Annotated in this window: 16 protein-coding genes; 4 read left to right on the forward strand and 12 right to left on the reverse strand. The window is 71.2% G+C overall.

Annotation, left to right across the window (positions count from 1 at the left end):
• Positions 1-39: 39 nt before the first annotated feature.
• Complete coding sequence (locus HCK04_RS16305; RefSeq protein WP_142648174.1) at positions 40-888, reverse strand: NAD(P)H-binding protein; 849 nt, start codon at positions 886-888, stop codon at positions 40-42.
• 85 nt (positions 889-973) lie between these two features.
• Between HCK04_RS16305 and HCK04_RS16310 the strand changes: the two genes are divergently transcribed.
• Positions 974-1,696, forward strand: coding sequence for a TetR/AcrR family transcriptional regulator (locus tag HCK04_RS16310; RefSeq protein ID WP_142648175.1), 723 nt, complete (start codon positions 974-976; stop codon positions 1,694-1,696).
• Positions 1,697-1,714: 18 nt separating this feature from the next.
• Here HCK04_RS16310 and HCK04_RS16315 read toward each other — a convergent pair whose 3' ends face one another.
• The 11 genes from HCK04_RS16315 to HCK04_RS16365 all read right to left on the reverse strand — a co-directional run bounded on the left by HCK04_RS16315 (position 1,715) and on the right by HCK04_RS16365 (position 14,206).
• Positions 1,715-3,760, reverse strand: coding sequence for a polyprenyl synthetase family protein (locus HCK04_RS16315; RefSeq protein ID WP_168065979.1), 2,046 nt, complete (start codon positions 3,758-3,760; stop codon positions 1,715-1,717).
• 20 nt (positions 3,761-3,780) lie between these two features.
• A complete protein-coding gene (locus HCK04_RS16320; RefSeq protein WP_142648177.1) occupies positions 3,781-4,572 on the reverse strand; it encodes an ABC transporter permease in 792 nt (263 codons plus the stop codon).
• A complete protein-coding gene (locus HCK04_RS16325; RefSeq protein ID WP_142648178.1) occupies positions 4,569-5,198 on the reverse strand; it encodes an ABC transporter ATP-binding protein in 630 nt (209 codons plus the stop codon). The genes HCK04_RS16320 and HCK04_RS16325 overlap by 4 nt, the downstream gene beginning before the upstream one ends.
• A gap of 32 nt (positions 5,199-5,230) precedes the next feature.
• Positions 5,231-5,866: a hypothetical protein gene (locus HCK04_RS16330; protein WP_142648179.1), complete on the reverse strand. Its 636-nt coding sequence runs from the start codon at positions 5,864-5,866 to the stop codon at positions 5,231-5,233.
• A 118-nt stretch (positions 5,867-5,984) separates the two neighbouring features.
• Positions 5,985-7,418 (reverse strand): ATP-binding protein, encoded by a 1,434-nt coding sequence (locus HCK04_RS16335; RefSeq protein WP_142648180.1) that lies wholly within the window; start codon positions 7,416-7,418, stop codon positions 5,985-5,987.
• 162 nt (positions 7,419-7,580) lie between these two features.
• Entirely contained in the window at positions 7,581-8,300 is a 720-nt protein-coding gene (locus HCK04_RS16340; protein ID WP_205830315.1) for a GNAT family N-acetyltransferase, read from the reverse strand.
• Between the two features lie 58 nt (positions 8,301-8,358).
• Entirely contained in the window at positions 8,359-9,831 is a 1,473-nt protein-coding gene (locus tag HCK04_RS16345) for an FAD-binding oxidoreductase (protein WP_142648181.1), read from the reverse strand.
• 146 nt (positions 9,832-9,977) lie between these two features.
• Positions 9,978-11,435, reverse strand: coding sequence for an NADH-quinone oxidoreductase subunit NuoF family protein (locus HCK04_RS16350; RefSeq protein ID WP_260617290.1), 1,458 nt, complete (start codon positions 11,433-11,435; stop codon positions 9,978-9,980).
• Positions 11,432-12,313, reverse strand: coding sequence for a hypothetical protein (locus tag HCK04_RS16355; RefSeq protein ID WP_142648182.1), 882 nt, complete (start codon positions 12,311-12,313; stop codon positions 11,432-11,434). The genes HCK04_RS16350 and HCK04_RS16355 overlap by 4 nt, the downstream gene beginning before the upstream one ends.
• 117 nt (positions 12,314-12,430) lie before the next feature.
• On the reverse strand, positions 12,431-13,582 hold the full coding sequence (locus HCK04_RS16360; protein WP_142648183.1) for a DUF1996 domain-containing protein: 1,152 nt from the start codon (positions 13,580-13,582) through the stop codon (positions 12,431-12,433).
• Positions 13,583-13,603: 21 nt separating this feature from the next.
• Complete coding sequence (locus HCK04_RS16365; RefSeq protein ID WP_142648184.1) at positions 13,604-14,206, reverse strand: DUF4142 domain-containing protein; 603 nt, start codon at positions 14,204-14,206, stop codon at positions 13,604-13,606.
• Positions 14,207-14,329: 123 nt separating this feature from the next.
• On the opposite strand from HCK04_RS16365, the gene HCK04_RS16370 reads away from it, so the two are divergent.
• The 3 genes from HCK04_RS16370 (at position 14,330) to HCK04_RS16380 (ending at position 16,371) form a co-directional block, all read left to right on the forward strand.
• A complete protein-coding gene (locus HCK04_RS16370; RefSeq protein ID WP_312845745.1) occupies positions 14,330-14,908 on the forward strand; it encodes a sigma-70 family RNA polymerase sigma factor in 579 nt (192 codons plus the stop codon).
• Positions 14,908-15,108: a zf-HC2 domain-containing protein gene (locus HCK04_RS16375; RefSeq protein ID WP_142623997.1), complete on the forward strand. Its 201-nt coding sequence runs from the start codon at positions 14,908-14,910 to the stop codon at positions 15,106-15,108. Before HCK04_RS16370 ends, HCK04_RS16375 begins: the two co-directional genes overlap by 1 nt.
• 441 nt (positions 15,109-15,549) lie before the next feature.
• On the forward strand, positions 15,550-16,371 hold the full coding sequence (locus tag HCK04_RS16380) for a tryptophan 2,3-dioxygenase family protein (protein ID WP_142648185.1): 822 nt from the start codon (positions 15,550-15,552) through the stop codon (positions 16,369-16,371).
• The last annotated feature ends 35 nt before the right edge of the window (positions 16,372-16,406 follow it).

Genomic DNA, 16,406 nt, shown 5'->3' on the forward strand with positions numbered 1-16,406 from the left:
GGAGCCGCCGGAAAACAGCCGCTGGAAAACAGAAACGCGTCAGGTCGCGAGCGCGTCCGCCAGCAGTTCGCGCAACGTGATCGGCTTGCGGCCGAGCAACTCCCCGAGCGTGGGATCGACTTCGGCGAACTCGCCCCGGCGGCCGGCCTCGAACATGCCCAGAAGGAAGCGGGCCTGCTGCTCGGGAACGCCGTGTGACACCATGCCCGCCACCCACTCGTCGTCCGGGACGGTGACGCGGGTGATCTCGCGTCCGGTCAGCTCGGAGGCGAGCGCGGCGGCGTCCGCCAGGTCGAGCGCCTCGGGGCCGGTCAGCGGCGGGGTGATCCCGTCGAGCCGGCCCTCCTCGGTCAGAACGGCGGCGGCCACCTCGGCGAGGTCGGCGTGGGCGGTCCAGGAGACCGGGCCATCCTCGGGCGCGACGAGCGTGCCGGTCTCGAGCGCCTGACGCACGAACTGCACCGCGGTGGTGGCGTAGAAGCCGTTGCGCAGCGCGGTGAACGCGACGCCGGACACGTGCAGGTCCTGCTCGGTCTCGGCGTGGGACGGCATCGGGACGAAGGGGGATGCCGGGTTCGCGCCCATGTGGCTGGTGTAGACGATCCGCTTGGCGCCCGCGGCCGTGGCGGCCTCGATCGCCGTACGGTGCGGGCGCGCGTCGGCAGGGCCCGAGACGACGAGCACCTGGGACGCGCCCTCGAACGCGTACGCCAGGCTCGCGGGGTCGTCGAAGTCGCCCTGCCGCACGCGGACGCCGCGCTGGGCGAGGTCGCCGGCCTTCGCCACGTCGCGGACGCTGACGCCGAGCCGGTCGGCGGGGATGCGCGCGAGCAGATGCTCGACGACGCCCCGGCCGAGCTGACCCGTCGCCCCGGTGATGATGATCACTATGCACTCCTTGATATCGGTGTTATCGACAATGACGCTAACATTGGAAATCAACCGATATCAACTTGCTGCTATCGTTGGGAGCATGAGCGATCCCGAGAGCGAGACGGCGAGCGGCCGCGACAGGACGCGGGCGCACATCGTGTCGGTCGCGGCCGGGCTGCTCGCGAGCGGCGGGCGCGAGGCCGTCTCGACCAGAGCGGTGGCCGCCGCGGCGGGGACGCAGGCGCCGACGATCTACCGCCTGTTCGGCGACAAGGAGGGCCTGCTCGACGCGGTCGCCGAGTATGGCTTCAGCTCCTATCTCCGGGACAAGAAGGCGAGCCCGCCGGTCGGCGACCCGATCGAGGCGTTGCGCGCCGGATGGGACCTGCACGTCGGCTTCGGGCTGGCGAACCCCGCCCTGTTCTCGCTCATGTACGGCGATCCCACGCCGGGACGGCAGTCGCCCGCCGCCGTCACCGCCTTCCGCATGCTGGGGGAGCGCATCCGCGCCATCGCCGCCGCCGGGCGGCTGAAGGTCGGCGAGCGCCTGGCGGCCGACCTCGTGCACGCCGCCGGCTGCGGCACGGTCTTCACGTTGCTCGCCCTGCCCGTGGAGCGGCGTGACCCGCGCCTGTCGGAGACGGCCCGCGAGGCGGTGATAGCCGCCATCACCACCGACGTCCCCGTGGTCGAATCCCCCGGACCGGCCGCGGCGGCGATGGCGCTGCGCGCCGCGCTGCCCGACGCCACAGCTCTCACCGACGGCGAACGCCACGTGCTCGGCGAATGGCTCGACCGGCTCGCCGCGGACGGACCCGGCTGAGATCTGGACGGGCGAACGTCAGCGGGCCGCGCCGGTCTCGGCGTACGCGGCGTCCTTGGCGCACTCGGCGTGCTCGGCGTACTTGTCCAGGAGTTCCCGGCGGAGCCGGGCCAGGTACGTCTCGCTGCCGGCGGACGACCGGTTGTAGCGGTCGATGTCATGGAGGGCGCGCCAGCCCGGCAGCCGCTCCCGGGAAAGGCGCAGGAGACCCATCCCGGTCTCGGCGGCGGCGCCGCCGTCGGCGGGCCGCAGGATGGCGGGCGCGGCGGCGAGTATGGCGTCCACCTGGGCGAAGCCGTCCTCGACCTGGCGCGTCACCTCGTCGATCGCCTCCTGCCTGGTGCAGCCGGTCTCGTGGCGGAGCACCCTGACCAGGTTGTAGGGAGCGCCGACGGCCTCGTCCTCGTCCAGAGTCATCAAGTCGTTCTCGGCGAGCGCCGCGGCCGCGCCGACGTTCAGCAGCCGGCGGACGAGCGGATGATCGCGCACCTCCGGTTCGAGCTCCCCGCCGTACGTGATCTCGAAGGTGTCCAGGAAGACAGGTGCTCCGGAGCTCCCCAGACGCAACGCGAACTGGTCCCGCAGGCTGGGGACGAAACCGCTGAGCCGGTGACACGCCTCGCGCTCGGCCGCCTCCAGCCACTCCTCCAGGTGACCGAGGGCGCGCGCCCGCCATGAGGGCGGCTGGATCAGGCGGACCCGCTCCCATGCCTGGGCCATGGCCGTGGCGACCGCTCCACCGGCCGGCGGGGTGTCGCCGAGCCCGCGGACGAGCAGGGTGAGCCGGTGGCGCAGCCGGACGATCTCGCCGGGGTCGGTGAGCCCCGGCTCGTCGAAGAGGTCGTCGACGACGGCGATCACCAGCATCCAACGGGCCAGCGTCTCGGCCTGCTCGGCGTCGGCGCCCGGCCAGAACCGCGCGGCCGTCAAGGCCATGGCGTTCCACCGCGGGTGGCGCGCCTCCTCCGGAGTGGTGGCCAGCCCGGTGTCCAGAAGCCAGGCGTCCAACCGCTCCTGCACCTGCTCGTGCCGCCCCGCTGGAACGCCGGGCCGAGCGGAGGCCGGAGCGGGAGAGGTCACGGCGGGGGCGGCCTTGGCGCCGGAACCCGTGATCGACCGCACGTAGCCGGCCAGCCCCTCACGCGACCGTGGATCGCCCAGACCGTCGAGTCGCCGCAGAGCCGTCTCCACGTGGGTCTCGGCGACCTGCCGGGCCTCCTCCACGGCTCCGCACGATAGAACCAGTTGCCGTGCCCGCTCGGCGTCGGCCGTGGTCAGGCCGCGGCGCAGCAGCCGGGCGAGCGAGGGCTCGCGGCCCAGGGCCCTGATCACGGGCAGCGTGTAGACGCCTTCCACGATGTCGGAGTTGGCCGGTTTCCCGAGCTCTCCGGTCGTCGCGGTCAGGTCGAGGATGTCGTCGCGCACCTGGTAGGCCATGCCGAGATGCCAGCCCAACCGTGCCAGGTCCTCCTCCGCCTCGGGGCCTCGTCCGGCCTGCATTGCGCCCAGCCGGCAGGCCAGGGACAGCAACTCGGCCGTCTTGGCGCCGGTCACCTCCAGATAATCGGCCTCGGTGCGGGAGAGCAGGAAGCGGTCGGCGGTCTCGGCGATCATTCCCGAGCAGATCCGCCGGGCGGTCTCGGCGACCACCAGGGACTCGCGCCGGCCCAGCTCGGAGAGGATCCGGCTGGCGCTGGTGAACAGCAGGTCGCCGGCCAGGACCGCCAGTCGCGCGCCCCACACGGTGTTGACGCTCGGCCTTCCCCTGCGCCGGCGCGCGTCGTCGATGACGTCGTCGTGATAGAGCGACGCCATGTGCAGCAGTTCGACGGCCGCCGCGGCCTCGACGGCGCGGATGTCGGCGGCCCGCTCCGGTCCGGCGAGCACGTAGTAGGACAACAGCGCCAGAGTGGGCCGGATGAGGTGGCGGTGCCCCGCAGGCTGCCTGGTCAGCGGGGCCAGTTCGGAGCGGTTCGGCACGTCCGCCATGCCGACGATCTCCCGCACCCGATCGAGGTCGGACTCCAGGGCGGGGAAGGCACGAGAAACGCTCTCAGATGTCACGGATGCTCCTGACGGGGGACTCATGGATGCGTTGCTGTCACCGGCACACCGACCGGCCCCTGCGCGCGCGTACGGCCGACGAAGGCGGAGATGCCGAGGGCCACCGTGGCCAGCGCCCAGCACACGGCCGGGCCGACGGCGTTCCAGGGCACCGTGTCGATGGCCACGGCCGCGACCGCCGCCTGCATCGGCCCGTAGTCGGGCAGGAAACGCACCAGGACACTGGTAGCGGCCGGGGTGGCGAGCGGGCTCTGCAGGGCCAGGTCGATCGAGCAGATGACGGTGACGAGGACCAGGCCGGCCAGGTCGCTGGTCAGCACCGCGGCGAGCGCGATGCCGATCCCTCCGTAGATCAGCGCTCCACCGGCGAGGGCGGCGGCGAGCAGCAGGGGCTGCGCGGTCGGATGGGTCAGGCAGATCAGGCCGGTCGCGTAGAGCGCGATGACGAGCGCAACCACCACCAGGGCGGTGAGCTTCGCCGCGATCAGGCACAGCTGGGGGAACCCGGATCGCACCAGCCGGCGGTCGAACGACGCCGAGTTCATCGTGGTCACGAACATCATGAATCCGGTGATCAGCGCCAGGATCTGCAGCGCCCCGCCGAGCTGGTTGAGCACGCCGGCCGGCAGCGTGACGGTCCGGTCGGCGGCCCGGACGAAGAACGGCAGCGGGATCTCCAGGGACAGGGCGTAGATGAGGATCACCCACACCGGGATGAAGAGCACGATGATCACCAATGCCAGCCGGTTGCGCAGGTGCTCCACGAACGTCATGCGCACGGCGGTGGCGTAGCAGGCCCAGTGACCTCTCATGCGGCACCGGTCCTGTCCGCGGCCCGCAGCACGCCGCCCTCCAGCCGGTGGAGGGTGTCGAGACGGGCCGCGTCGTACGCGAGGTGGGAGACCACCAGCACCGAACGGCCGCGTCCGCGCAGCTCCTCGGCCAGGTCCCAGAACCGTACGTAGGTCTCCCAATCGAAGCCCTGGTAGGGCTCGTCGAGCAGGAGCAGGTCCGGGTCGTGCATGAGGGCCAGGACGAGGTTGAGCTTCTGCCGCGTGCCGCCGCTCAGCGTGGCGGGGCGGGCCCGGCGGGAGCCGGAGAACCGCAGCGCCTCCATCAGCTCCTCGGCCCTGCGCAGGTCTTCCAGGCCGTAGGCGACCTGGAAGAACCGCAGGTGCTGGTCGACCGTGAATGCGTCGTGCAGCACCGTCTCCTGCGGGCAGTGTCCGATGCGCCCGCCGTGGCGCACCGACCCGCCGTCCGGCCGCAGGTCGCCGGCGAGGACGCGCAGCAGCGTGGTCTTGCCCGCGCCGTTCTCCCCGACGACCCCCGCCACCCGGCCGGGCGGAAGGTCGAGATCCACACCACGCAGGACCGGGTTGCCCCGGTAGCTCTTCCGTACGTCCCGCACCCGCAGCACGGCCTCATCCGACGGCATTCGGCACCCTTCCCGCCCCGGCCCCGCGTCGGCTACTTGTCGACGGCGATGAAGGCGACCGTGCCGCTGCCCTGGGCGCTGCTCACGCCCTTGCTGGAGCACTGGCTGATGTCCGAGGTGGGCGCGGCCTTCCCGGCGATCCGCTTGCCCTTGAGCTTCCCTTCGGTGACCTCGCCGACCAGCATCATGTCGCCCGGGTTGTACGAGGCGATCCCGTCGAGGTTGGGGTGGACCGTGGAGGTGCCCAGCGTCTTGCCCTGGGCGTCCTTCCAGGTGATGGTGCCCGTGCCGGCGACGTTCTGGACGCCCGTGCAGGACGCCTGCCCGGTGCCCTTGAAGGTGGCCGTGCCCGAGCGGATGTTGGGGAAGCTCCCGTCGGGAGAGGCGCAGCCGGTGAGCGCCACGGCGCCCTTGGCGGTCACCGCGCGGGCCTCCTTGCCCACCGCGGGGTCGGCGGTGATCGGGCCGCTGGTGCTCACCGCGCAGGTGAGCACGGTGTGGCCGCCCGGCTGCTTGGGCGAGGGATCGGCGACCGGCCTGGTGTTCTGGCTGCCGCCGCCCGACGTCCCCTGGGCGACCGACGGGAGGACCGTCAGGGCCAGGCCGACGACACCCGCCGCGGCGCCGACGCCGCAGGCCAGGTAGACGCGCGATCGAGAAAGGTTCATGGACATCCCCCCGGGAAGATTGCTGACGGTAATTTACTTATCACAGACAGTAACTAGAGGGTTGGTTGGTCGACGCAGGTCAGATGGCACTTCCCCATCGCTGCTCTCGCTCAGGGCGTCAGACGCGCTCGTAGTGAGTGAACTTTCCTCGGCCGCCATGCTGTCGCACGTAGCCTTGCTCGCGTAGGCCGCGGAGAGCCTTGCGGATGTTCGGTGCCGTGAGATCGAGCATCTCGACCAACTGTGCGACGGTGAGGGCCCCGTGCGTGAGGGCGTCAAGGACGCGTGACTCGGTGGCGTTCAACGGGTCGGCTGCCGGAATGGTGACGATGGGCCGGTGCAGGATGGCGACGAACCGAATGCCCGCGTCGATGTAGTGAGCGGGAGGTAGACGGGCTTCTGTGAGCGCCGCTCCCACAGTGGGAATGCCGCTGGCGAGCGCCTCGATGACTCGGCCGCCGCTGAATGGGGAACGCACGTTCTGGCAGATGGCGACGAGCCGCGCGTTGCGTGCGGACGTGACCGCTTCTTTGCCGAGACGGTCGACCGTTATGCCGTAGAGCCCTCCGGGGTTCGTGATCACAAGACGATCCCGGCGAAGCCTGATTTCCACGGCCATCCCCGCTGACCAGTGATCGAGATCGCGGTGGACCAACGCGTTGGCGACCAGTTCACGAAAGGCGACAAGCGGATAGGCGGGCAGGTCCCGGACGGTGCCGTCGAGCCCCGCCACGACGGCCGTATCGAAGGTTCGTCTGGCCCACTCCATGGCTGCGTCGAGCATTCGGGGAATGGGTCCGGTCAGGACGGCCAGGTTGCGTGCCCGGGAACCGGGTGGATCTCCTGGCAGTGGGTCGGCGGATATCTGGATGGCGTATCGAGGGAACCACTGTTGCGGATGCGTGCCCAGAGCCAGTAGCCCAGCGACCGTAGGTCTGCCGTCGACGGCGGTTACTCCGGCGCGGCACAGCAGTTCATCGTCCCGGACGAAGCGCCCCAGCCCCTGCTGATCGCGCTCGCGGACCGCCTCAACGAATGCTTTCACCAGTTCGAGGTCAAGGTCCGCCGAGGTGGCTCCCTCGACCAGAGGTCGATCGAACATAGGTGCTCGTCGCGCCGCGATGAAGGCCTGTTCTTCGATATCCGAGAGCCGGAAATCGCCGTCGTATCCTCGCAGATAGGAGGCGCCCGTGGCGGTGACCCGGCACGGTTTGGCGGACTTGTCGCACTCGTGCACCCTCGCCACTACGACCGGAGCGCCGTAGGCGATGCCGTCGTCCAAAGTCAGGCGGACAGGTGGCGTGAACGAGCGCGCCTTCGCCGCGAGGCCCTGTTTCAGTGACTGCACGTTCGGCAGTGGAACCGGCCGGAACCCGAACCGTTCATCCAGCCCGAGGATTATCGTTCCGCCGCCGGGTAGATTCGCGAGCGCACTCAGAGTCGGGGTCAGCGACTCGGGGAGTCCTCCGGCAGCCGACTTGACCTCTATGGCCGTCGAGTCCCCGCCGGCTGCCCGAAGCTCATCGATGAGATGGCTCACGTCCTCAGGCATGCGGGAAATGTAACTGCGGTCAGTTACATTTCGTGGGTCGTCGGTTACATTTCCTGGAGCTCCCGATCGGTGAACCGTCGGGGAAGCCGGTCTCCGCACTGCGGTCACATCAAGGCGATGAGAGCGTGATGACCGGTCTGCTTTGCGGTCAGATCGCTACCGTCATCGTGGTGTCGGTGACCTGGAAACCGAGCCTTTTGTACAGGTGGCGGGCGGGTTGCCCTCGGTGACCACCAGGCCCAGGCCGCTCAGCCCGTCCGCGCCGGCGCGGGCCAGGGTGGCCGACAGCATGAGCGCGCCGAGACCTCGCGGCGACCGGTCCGGGTGCCGGAACACGTCCGCGATCCACGGTCCCCGGTCCGAGTCGTGCGCGAACACGCCGCCCACCACCTCGCCTTTACCAGCGGAGTCCTCCCGTACGGCAAGGACGCTGCAGGCGAGCAGGGGGCCGATCTCCTCGCCGCTCAGGAGCGGAACGAGCTCCTCCTCCAGGGCCTTTTCGGGATCCCGTGGCTGGTGGTCGGGGTGGCCGGGCGGGTAGGCGGCCAACCACGCGGGGAGGATCTCGGCGGGCGGCCGATCACAGGGGACGAGCAGAAAGCCGTCCGGAGCGGTGCCCCCGACCGGCTCGGCGACCGGCAGGTCGCACCGCATCACGTGCATGTGCCGCACCAGCCGCGCGCCCCGGTCGAGCAGTGCCCGGCCGAGCTCGACCGGCGCGGAGACCGCCCAGCCGGGCATCCGCGACATGATCGCGTCGGCGGCTCCCGGGCCGATGTCCTCGATCGCGTACGCCCAGGGGCTGCCGTCGCGGACGCCTTCCCGATAACTGCACACCGGGACGCCGTGGGGGCCGGTCATCGTCCGCCGTTCCTCGGTCATACCGCGAGGCTCGCGCAGCCCGCCCCGCCCGGCAACCGGTTAACAGCGTCGCGGCCCGTCAGACGCCCTGGGGCAGGCGGAACAGGCGGTGGGGGTCGTACGCCGCCTTGACCTGGGCCAGCCGGGCGGCGTTGGCGCCGTGGTACTGCTGCCGCCAGTTCTTGAGCTCCGGATCGACGTAGTTCACGTACGCGTGGTCGCCGAAGTGGGGCCGCATGGCGGCGTGGGCGGCCCTGGCCCAGGCGGCGGCGCCGGAGAAGTGGGAGAAATACTGCACGCCGAACAGCGCCTTGCGGTGTGGGAAGGCGGTCGCGTCGGGGCGCACCCGGGCGACGGCGCCGCCGAGCGCGTCGAGCATCACGATGTGCCGGCCCGGCGCGGCGACCTGGGCCACCAGTGCCTTGATCCCGGCGGACGACAGCGGCTTGTAAGCGAAGTGCGACTTGGCCGAGAACGAGTCGCGGACGAGCTTGCCGCTCGGGTTCTGCCCGGGGAGCGTGCCGGGACGGTGGCACTGGGCCACGGACGCCGACGCGCAGCCCGCCTCCACCATCATCGCGTGGTCGTAGGCGGACGTCGCGACGTAGCGGGTCGAAGGGCTCGAACCGACGCGGTCGACGAGCTTCTGCAGCAGGTTCTCGCACGCGGTCTTGCCGCCGATGTAGAGGCCGCCGACCATCACGTCGAGCGACGGGTCGTGGCCGAGATGGCAGTTGGACCACATCGCGTCGGGCGCGGCGGGCGCCCACGCCTGCCATGCCTTCAGCACGGCCGCGGCCTTCGCCCAGGGCCAGTGCAGGAAGAACAGGGTCACCGAACGCGTCCGATGGGTCCGGAACGTGAACGACGTCGCCACGCCGAAGTTGCCGCCGCCGCCTCCCCTGGAGGCCCAGTAGAGGTCCGGGTGCGAGGTCGGCGAGCAGGTCAGCACCTTCCCGTCCGCCGTGACGACCTTCAGGGACTCCAGCACGTCGCAGGTCAGGCCATACTGCCGCGACACCACGCCGATGCCGCCGCCCAGCGTGAGCCCGGCGACCCCGACCGTCGGGCAGGAGCCCGCGGGGATGCTGACGCCGTGCGCGGCCAGCTTGGCGTACACGTCGACCAGGCGCGCCCCGGCGCCGACCGTGGCGTGGCCGCTCGCGTAGGACACGCCGCTCATCGGCGACACGTCGATGACGAGCCCGCTGCCCGTGGACCAGCCCGCGTAGCTGTGGCCGCCCGACCGGGAGGTCACCGGCACGCCGTAGCGCCGGGCGAACGCCAGGCACTCCGACACGTCCCCCGCCGTCTTGCAGTAGGCCACCCCGGCCGGGCGGGCGGAGTCGAAGGCCGAGTTGAACACGCGGCGCGCGTTGTCGTACGACGCATCGCCGGGGCGGATCAGCTTGCCGTCCAGCCCCCGTCCGAGCGCGGACCAGTCGGCGGGACGGGGCCCCGCGGCGGCGAAGGCCGCACCCGAAGCCGCACCGGTAACGGCGGCGGCCCCGGCCAGAGCCGAAACGCGAAGGAAACTCCGTCTGTCGATCATGGTCGTACTCCCCGAGGTGCTGATCTCCCTCGTTGAGACGCTCATGGAACCGGTCAGGTTGGTAACAACCCCATCACTTCGGTCCTACTCCCCGGCCCTGTCCCGCGGAGCCGTCTGCCGGAGCCACACGCCGGGGTGAACCGAGGTCACGTCGTGCCTATGCGGAGGGCCAGCGCGGGGCACATCTCCACGGCCTTCTGCGCCTCGCCCAGCAGCCACGAGGGCACTCCGGTGTCCATGAACACCGGGAAGCCGTGCCGGTCGAGCTTGACCAGCTCGGGCACGAGGTGCGCGCACAGGCCGTGGCCCTGGCAGCGGGTCCAGTCGACGACGAGCCTGGCGTCCTGCGCGTCCTCGATCGGCAGCGGCAGCACGCCCGTGGTCGTCCGCCCGCAGCCGCCGTGGAAGCGGTGCTCCTCCACGTCGTCGGCGAACGCGTCGAGCGCCGACAGCGCGAACCTGGCCGAGCCGTCCGGGTGGAAGCAGGCGCCCCGGCCCTTCACCGCGGCTGCGGCCCGGCGGATCAGCTCGGGGCCCTCCGGGTCGCCGTCCTGGAGCCGGCGGCAGGCCCGCGCGAGGTCCGGCAGCCCGAGGCGGCACGGCCCGCACTGCCCGGCCGACTGCGCGGCGAGGTAGTTCGCCACCCGCGCCGTCTCGCCGAGCGGGCAGGTGTCCTCGCCCAGAACCACCACGATGCCCGCGCCCAGCTCGCCGCCCGCCTCCTTCGCGCCGCGCCGCGACAGGATCGCGCCGTACGCGTCCTCGGCGGCCATCCAGGTGCCGTGGTAGCCGCCGAGCAGCAGCCCGTCGCCGATCTTCGCCTCGCACAGGTTCAGCACGTCGGCCAGCGGCACGCCCGGCGTCACCTCCACGACCGCGGGGGTGGCCACCGAGCCGCCGACCGTGAGCAGGATCGTCCCCGGCTCCTGGACGGTGCCCACCGCGGCGTACTCCTCCGGCCCCAGCTCGGCGAGCACGGCGAGCTGGGCGAAGGTCTCGGTGTTCGACAGCAGGGTGGGCAGCCCGCGCACCCCGCTGTCGCTGGAGCGGACCTTGCGGCCCGGGGGCAGGCCCGCCTCGCCGTTGACCGCGCGGACGAGCGCGCCGCCCTCGCCCGAGACGAACCTCTCCTGGATGCCCGCGACGCGCACCAGGCCGGTGAGGCCGCGCTCGGCCACGGCGGCGGTCACCGACGCCTCGGCCAGCTCGCCGGCGCCGACCGCGATCACCACCTCGCGGGAGCCGAGCGCGCTCGCCGCGAGCAGCGCGCCTTCCAGGACGAGATGGGGCGCCCGGGTGAGCAGGGTCTTGTCCTTGAGGCTGGCGGGCTCGCCCTCGGCGGCGTTCACCAGCACGACCGTCTCGCTGTCGCGGGCGCGGGAGGACACGGCGCGCAGCTTGCGCGCGAACGGGAACGCGGCTCCGCCCCGGCCTCGCAGGTCCACCTCCTCGGCCATCGAGATCAGCGCGTCCACGGTCTGGCTCGGGAGCCGGTCGTGGAACCTGTAGTGCGCGTTCAGGTCGAGCCTGCGGTGGTCGTCCAGCCCAGCGGTGAGCCGGGCCGGGCCGAGCCGCCGGACATGGGAGACGCGGTAGGGAATCACACGATCCTCCGGAGGCGGGGTTCCTGGGGGGTGGGAGGTGTGCCGGGCATGTCGAGGACGTCGTGGGGATCGGTGCCGGTGCGGCCGAGGACGGCGGCCTCACGTGGGGTCTGCTGCCGCCGTACGGCGGGCCGCGGCGCGTCGAGGCCCTCCCGGGACATGCGGCCGGCGCTCCACTCGGCGTTCCAGTCGCCGGTCGGCGCCTGCCGGGCGGGCCGGGTGGCGGCGGCGAGCCGGATCAGCAGGGCCGCGCCGACCGCCGCAAGGCACGCCACGTAGCTGAAGGTCACCCAGGGGGCGGCGGTCCGGCCCGCGGTCAGGCCGTGCAGGATCGCCACCGGCCAGGCGAGATAGGCCAGGTCGTGCAGCCCGCGCCACAGCCAGGGCCGCTCCGCCTGGGCGAACCTGCCGCGCATCACGCCGGTCGCGACGATCACGACGAACAGGTCCGAGGCCACGGCCCCCAGCGACACGTAGACGTTGGTGGTGGGGATCACCGACCCGTACGGCGGCACCAGCCCGGCGGCGATCTTCATGCCGATGTGGACGATCAGGAAGCCGATGCCGAGCAGCGCCATGGCGCGGTGCACGAGCTGGACGCGCACCCGTTGCGAGATCGGCAGGACGACGCGGTCGGTCGCCGCCAGGCCGAGGGCGACCGTGGTCGTGAGGCCGACGAGCGAGAAGACCCCGGCGTAGAACGTGAGGAACGCCTGGGCGTCGGCGAGGAACGCCGCGCCGCCGCTGGTCCGGGTGGCGGCGAGCCCTCCGGTGAGGGCCAGGGCGACCACGGCGCCGAGGGCGATCCGCACGCCGCGCCTTTCGAGGTCGAGGCCGGAATCGGGCCGGGTGTGCCGGGGAGCCCGTCTGCTGGGCAAGGATTCCTCCGTTTCGTCGATGCGGGCTCGATGTGGGAGGGTGCCGCTCCCCGTCCTCAGGCGGGGGTGGTCTGCGAAAGGACCGGACGGGGAACGGCACGATCGGGGGTCGGCGGCTCAGCAGCGCAGGCCGCGGTTGACGCAGGTGACGACCGTGTTCATCAGCCGGTCGGGCATGACGTTCTCGAAGTCGGCGTGGTCGGTGATCGGGTTGTGCCGCTGCTCGGGGAAGCTGTCCACCGCGAACGACGGCCCGCTCGGCACCGAATAGGCCAGCGTCATGCGGAGCTGCGGGATCGCGCGGGTGCCCGCGGGGCAGGCGCCGTTCGCACCGGGGAACACGACGTGGGTCCTGTGATCGGCGCTGTCGGTGTTCCGGCCGTCCCAGCAACTGGGGAAGTCGAGCACGCGCAGCACCAGGCTGCCCCGGGGGCAGAGCGGATATTTGCTGGTGAGCCGGTTGGTGAAGCCGGTGCAGGTCCACTGCGCCCTGGCGTTGGCGCCGCCGTTGGTGGCCGCCTTCGCGTCGCCGGTGATCAGTTTGAGGAAGCGGGGCATCGCGACGACCCTGCTGACCGGGTTGCCGCGGAACTGCAGCGTGACCGACCGCGCCAGGAGGATCCTGCCGACGTTGCCCTCGGACGCGCCGCCCGGCTCGTCCGCGCCCGGGTTCGCGCCCGTACCGGAGCCGCCCGCACCTGAGCCCGCACCTGAGCCCGTACCGGAGCCCGGGCCCCGGCCGCGCCCGGTGCGGAAGCGCCCCTCCTGGAACCGTCCTTCCTGGGATCGGGCGGAGGCGTCCGGCGAGGGGGAGGCCGATGGTGCCGCCTGGGCGGCGCCGACGCCGGTCCGGCTGCGCAGCACGGGCCAGAAGTACGCCGACTTGTCGCCGAACCGGCAGGTGGTGCCGCCCGCGGCGAGGCTCTGGTCGGTGGAGAAGCCGTTGGTGGTGAGGTTGCCGACATAGTCGTGCACGTGGTGCGCGCCGTTCGACACCCCCGGCGTGACGATGTGGTTGTCGGAGTTGCGGTGGCCGTTCTCGTTGCGCCCGCAGCGTGAGGTGAACGAGCCGCGCCCGGCGCGTACGCCGGTGTCGCCCGGCGGGACCTGCCGGATGTCGACGAAGTCCTCCAGGGCCGGGCCGACGTCCTCGCACTCCGCGCCCTGGACGGAGGGGTCGCAGTGGTCGGCGAACGCGGGCCGGCCCACACCGGTCAGCGAGCCTGCGATCAGTACGCCCGCCATCGCGAGCACGAGCCGTTTTCGCATGGAGTCTCCCTAAAGACAGTGCTAGACCGTGGGGGTGGGCAGCGTGGAGTAGTCGACGAGCCCGGTGCCTTCGAGCAGCGTCATGTGCTTCATCACGACGTCGACCGCCTGACCGGCGAAGTCGCGGATCAGGCTGTTGCGGGTGTCCGCGCGTACGGCGGAGACGAAGGTGAACACCTTGCCGTGCGCGTCGCGCAGGCGGGCGGTGAAGACGCGGTCGAAGTCGGCGCCGCGCAGGGGCGCCATCTCGTCCAGCCACCCGCGCTGGTCGGGGTTGGGCTGGTCCGGCAGCGGGACGGCGAGCTTGGCGGCGAGCTCCCTGACCGCCGCGTCGAGCTTGGTGTGGTCCTCGACGAGGTGCATGCCGGCGTCCTTGACCTTGGCGCTGCCGGCCCGGTCCTGGGCCCAGCGGCCGGCGGGGATCTCCCAGAGCCCCGCCCAGCGCACGCGGACCAGCAGGTCGCGGTCGGCCGGGCCCAGCGGGCCGTAGGGGGTCTGCGTCCAATCCGGCCCGGTCCAGCCCGGCTGCGACGACGCACTCCGAGGGACGACCACGACGACCGTGACGGCCGCCGCGAAGAGGAAGACGCCGAGCACCAGGAGTTCCCCAAACCGGAACCGCATCGTGCCTCCTTTCGTGACCTTCGGTCGGAGGTACGCGGTCTCCTCGGGCGCGGTTCAGGAAATAGTCAGAAATGACTGGAGTTACGGATGTGGTGTACGAACCAGTAACCCTGGTGCAAATATGTGGCCGTGCGTCGACAACTCGACAGCCGGTTCGTGCGTCTTGACCCCCCCGACTATGACGCTGACAACGACGATCGGGACGAACGCCTGATCCGGGAGCTGTACCGCGAGTTCGGCGGTCCGCTGCTGCGTCATGTGCGCAAGACGACCGGCAACGACCTGCAATGGGCTGAGGACGTCGTCCAGGAGACGCTCGTGCGTGCCTGGCGCAACTCGGCGAAGCTGACGTGGGAGCCGCCCCTGCTGTGGGCGTGGCTCCTCACCGTCGCCCGCCGCATCGTGATCGACGGGCGCCGCAGGCGCGGCGTACGGCCGAGGGAGGTGGAGGCTCCCGAAGAGGACAGCATCGCCGTACCGGACGGCTCGGACCGGACGCTGGCGGCCATCGTGGTCGCGGACGCGCTGCGGCACCTGTCGAGTCAGCACCGGGAAGTTATCGAAGAGACATACTTACGGGACCGGACGGTAAGCCAAGCGGCCGAGGTTCTGGGCATCCCACCGGGTACCGTGAAATCCAGGCTCTTTTACGCCCTGCGCGCACTTCGCACGGCCCTGAAGGAGAGGGGGGTGGCCAGCTGATGTCCGCGTCGTCGCCGCACTTCGACGTGGCAGCGTACGCCCTGGGAGTGCTGGACGACGACGACGCCGAGGCGTTCGAGCGGCACCTCGACGAATGCGCGCCATGCCGGGCGGAACTGCTGGAGGCCCAGGAGCTGCCCGGCATGCTCGACGCCTTCAAGGACGGCTCCGTCTCCTCCTCGGAGCGTTCCCACCCCTGATCGCCCGGCGCCGGCGGCCCGCGGCAGACGGCCGCGGTACGGCCCGAAGATCGCCCGTCGGCCGCGGCCGCTGTCAAGATCCTGGCCCGGCGTCCGCTCTGGTCCACGAAGACGGCCGTACGCTCCGGACGGTGATCTTCCACGACTCATGATCGCACGCGAGTCGAAAGCAGCTTCGAGGAGTGCACACCGTCTCGTGATCCGGAATTTCGGATTTCCCGATGGCCGGCGCGTGGCTTTCCGATCATTGCGGGGCGGCGTGCGCATCGGACCCCTCGGCGGGGGTGTGGCTGGTTAAATGGGGCAAGGTCAACCCCCTGATCACAAGGGTCTGGACCAAGTTGACGTTTGTGCCGTTTTGGGGTGATATCGGGGGCGGTGGTGCCGACCTTTCGGTCAATGGGGACCGGAAGGAGCGCGCCCATCGTGGAGGAGTGGCGCATGCCTGCGACGCCGTACGGCCGGGCCGGGTCCGGAGACGTCCTGCCCCCGCCGCGCAGTTTCGGCGAGGAGGGCGCGCGCCTGTCCTATGGCGGTTATCTCCGCCTCCCCGAGCTGCTCGCTCAGCAGGAGCAGCGATCCGGGGCCAGCGACGAACTGCTGTTCATCACCGTTCACCAGGTCTATGAGCTGTGGTTCAAGCTCCTCCTGCACGAGCTGGAGCGGATCAGGGACGCGATGATCGAGGGCGCCCTGTGGCGTGCCAGGCACCTGTTCCGCCGGGTCCACGCGGTGGAGAAGGTGCTGGTCGACCAGGTCCAGGTGCTGGAGACCATGACCCCCCAGGACTTCCTGGAGTTCCGATCGGTGCTCGCCCCCGCGAGCGGCTTCCAGTCGGTGCAGTTCCGCGAGCTCGAGTTCCTCTCCGGCGCCAAGGACCCGACGTACCTCGGCCGGCTGCGGGACGCGAGCGAGGCGGAGCTCGCCAGGCTCCGGCGTCGGCTCGACGAGCCGACGCTGTGGGACGCCTTCGTCACCGCCCTCTCCCAGCGGGGCCTGCCTGTCTCCGACGAGGAGATCATGGAGTCCCTGCTGGCCGTCGCCCGCGACCGGGGATCGTACGACGATCTGTGGGATCTGGCCGAAGATCTCCTCACCCACGACGAGACGACGGCGCTCTGGCGGATGAGGCACGTGCAGATGGTGGAGCGCCAGATCGGCACGAAATCCGGTACGGGGGGCTCTTCTGGGGCACCGTACTTGAGGGGAAGGACGCGTTTGCACTTCTTTCCCCTGCTCTGGGAACTGCGGGCCTGGCTTTGAATCCTCACAAGGGAGTGAGTAGCGACATGCCGCTC

Origin of the sequence: Microbispora sp. CL1-1 (genome assembly GCF_012034195.1) — a bacterium.
Lineage (GTDB): Bacteria > Actinomycetota > Actinomycetes > Streptosporangiales > Streptosporangiaceae > Microbispora.

Coding starts and splice junctions, on each gene's coding strand:
- HCK04_RS16310 (WP_142648175.1), top strand. CDS start 974: ATGAGCGATCCCGAGAGCGAGACGGCGAGCGGCCGCGACAGGACGCGG.
- HCK04_RS16320 (WP_142648177.1), bottom strand. CDS start 4,572: ATGAGAGGTCACTGGGCCTGCTACGCCACCGCCGTGCGCATGACGTTC.
- HCK04_RS16325 (WP_142648178.1), bottom strand. CDS start 5,198: ATGCCGTCGGATGAGGCCGTGCTGCGGGTGCGGGACGTACGGAAGAGC.
- HCK04_RS16330 (WP_142648179.1), bottom strand. CDS start 5,866: ATGAACCTTTCTCGATCGCGCGTCTACCTGGCCTGCGGCGTCGGCGCC.
- HCK04_RS16335 (WP_142648180.1), bottom strand. CDS start 7,418: ATGCCTGAGGACGTGAGCCATCTCATCGATGAGCTTCGGGCAGCCGGC.
- HCK04_RS16340 (WP_205830315.1), bottom strand. CDS start 8,300: ATGACCGAGGAACGGCGGACGATGACCGGCCCCCACGGCGTCCCGGTG.
- HCK04_RS16345 (WP_142648181.1), bottom strand. CDS start 9,831: ATGATCGACAGACGGAGTTTCCTTCGCGTTTCGGCTCTGGCCGGGGCC.
- HCK04_RS16360 (WP_142648183.1), bottom strand. CDS start 13,582: ATGCGAAAACGGCTCGTGCTCGCGATGGCGGGCGTACTGATCGCAGGC.
- HCK04_RS16365 (WP_142648184.1), bottom strand. CDS start 14,206: ATGCGGTTCCGGTTTGGGGAACTCCTGGTGCTCGGCGTCTTCCTCTTC.
- HCK04_RS16375 (WP_142623997.1), top strand. CDS start 14,908: ATGTCCGCGTCGTCGCCGCACTTCGACGTGGCAGCGTACGCCCTGGGA.
- HCK04_RS16380 (WP_142648185.1), top strand. CDS start 15,550: ATGCCTGCGACGCCGTACGGCCGGGCCGGGTCCGGAGACGTCCTGCCC.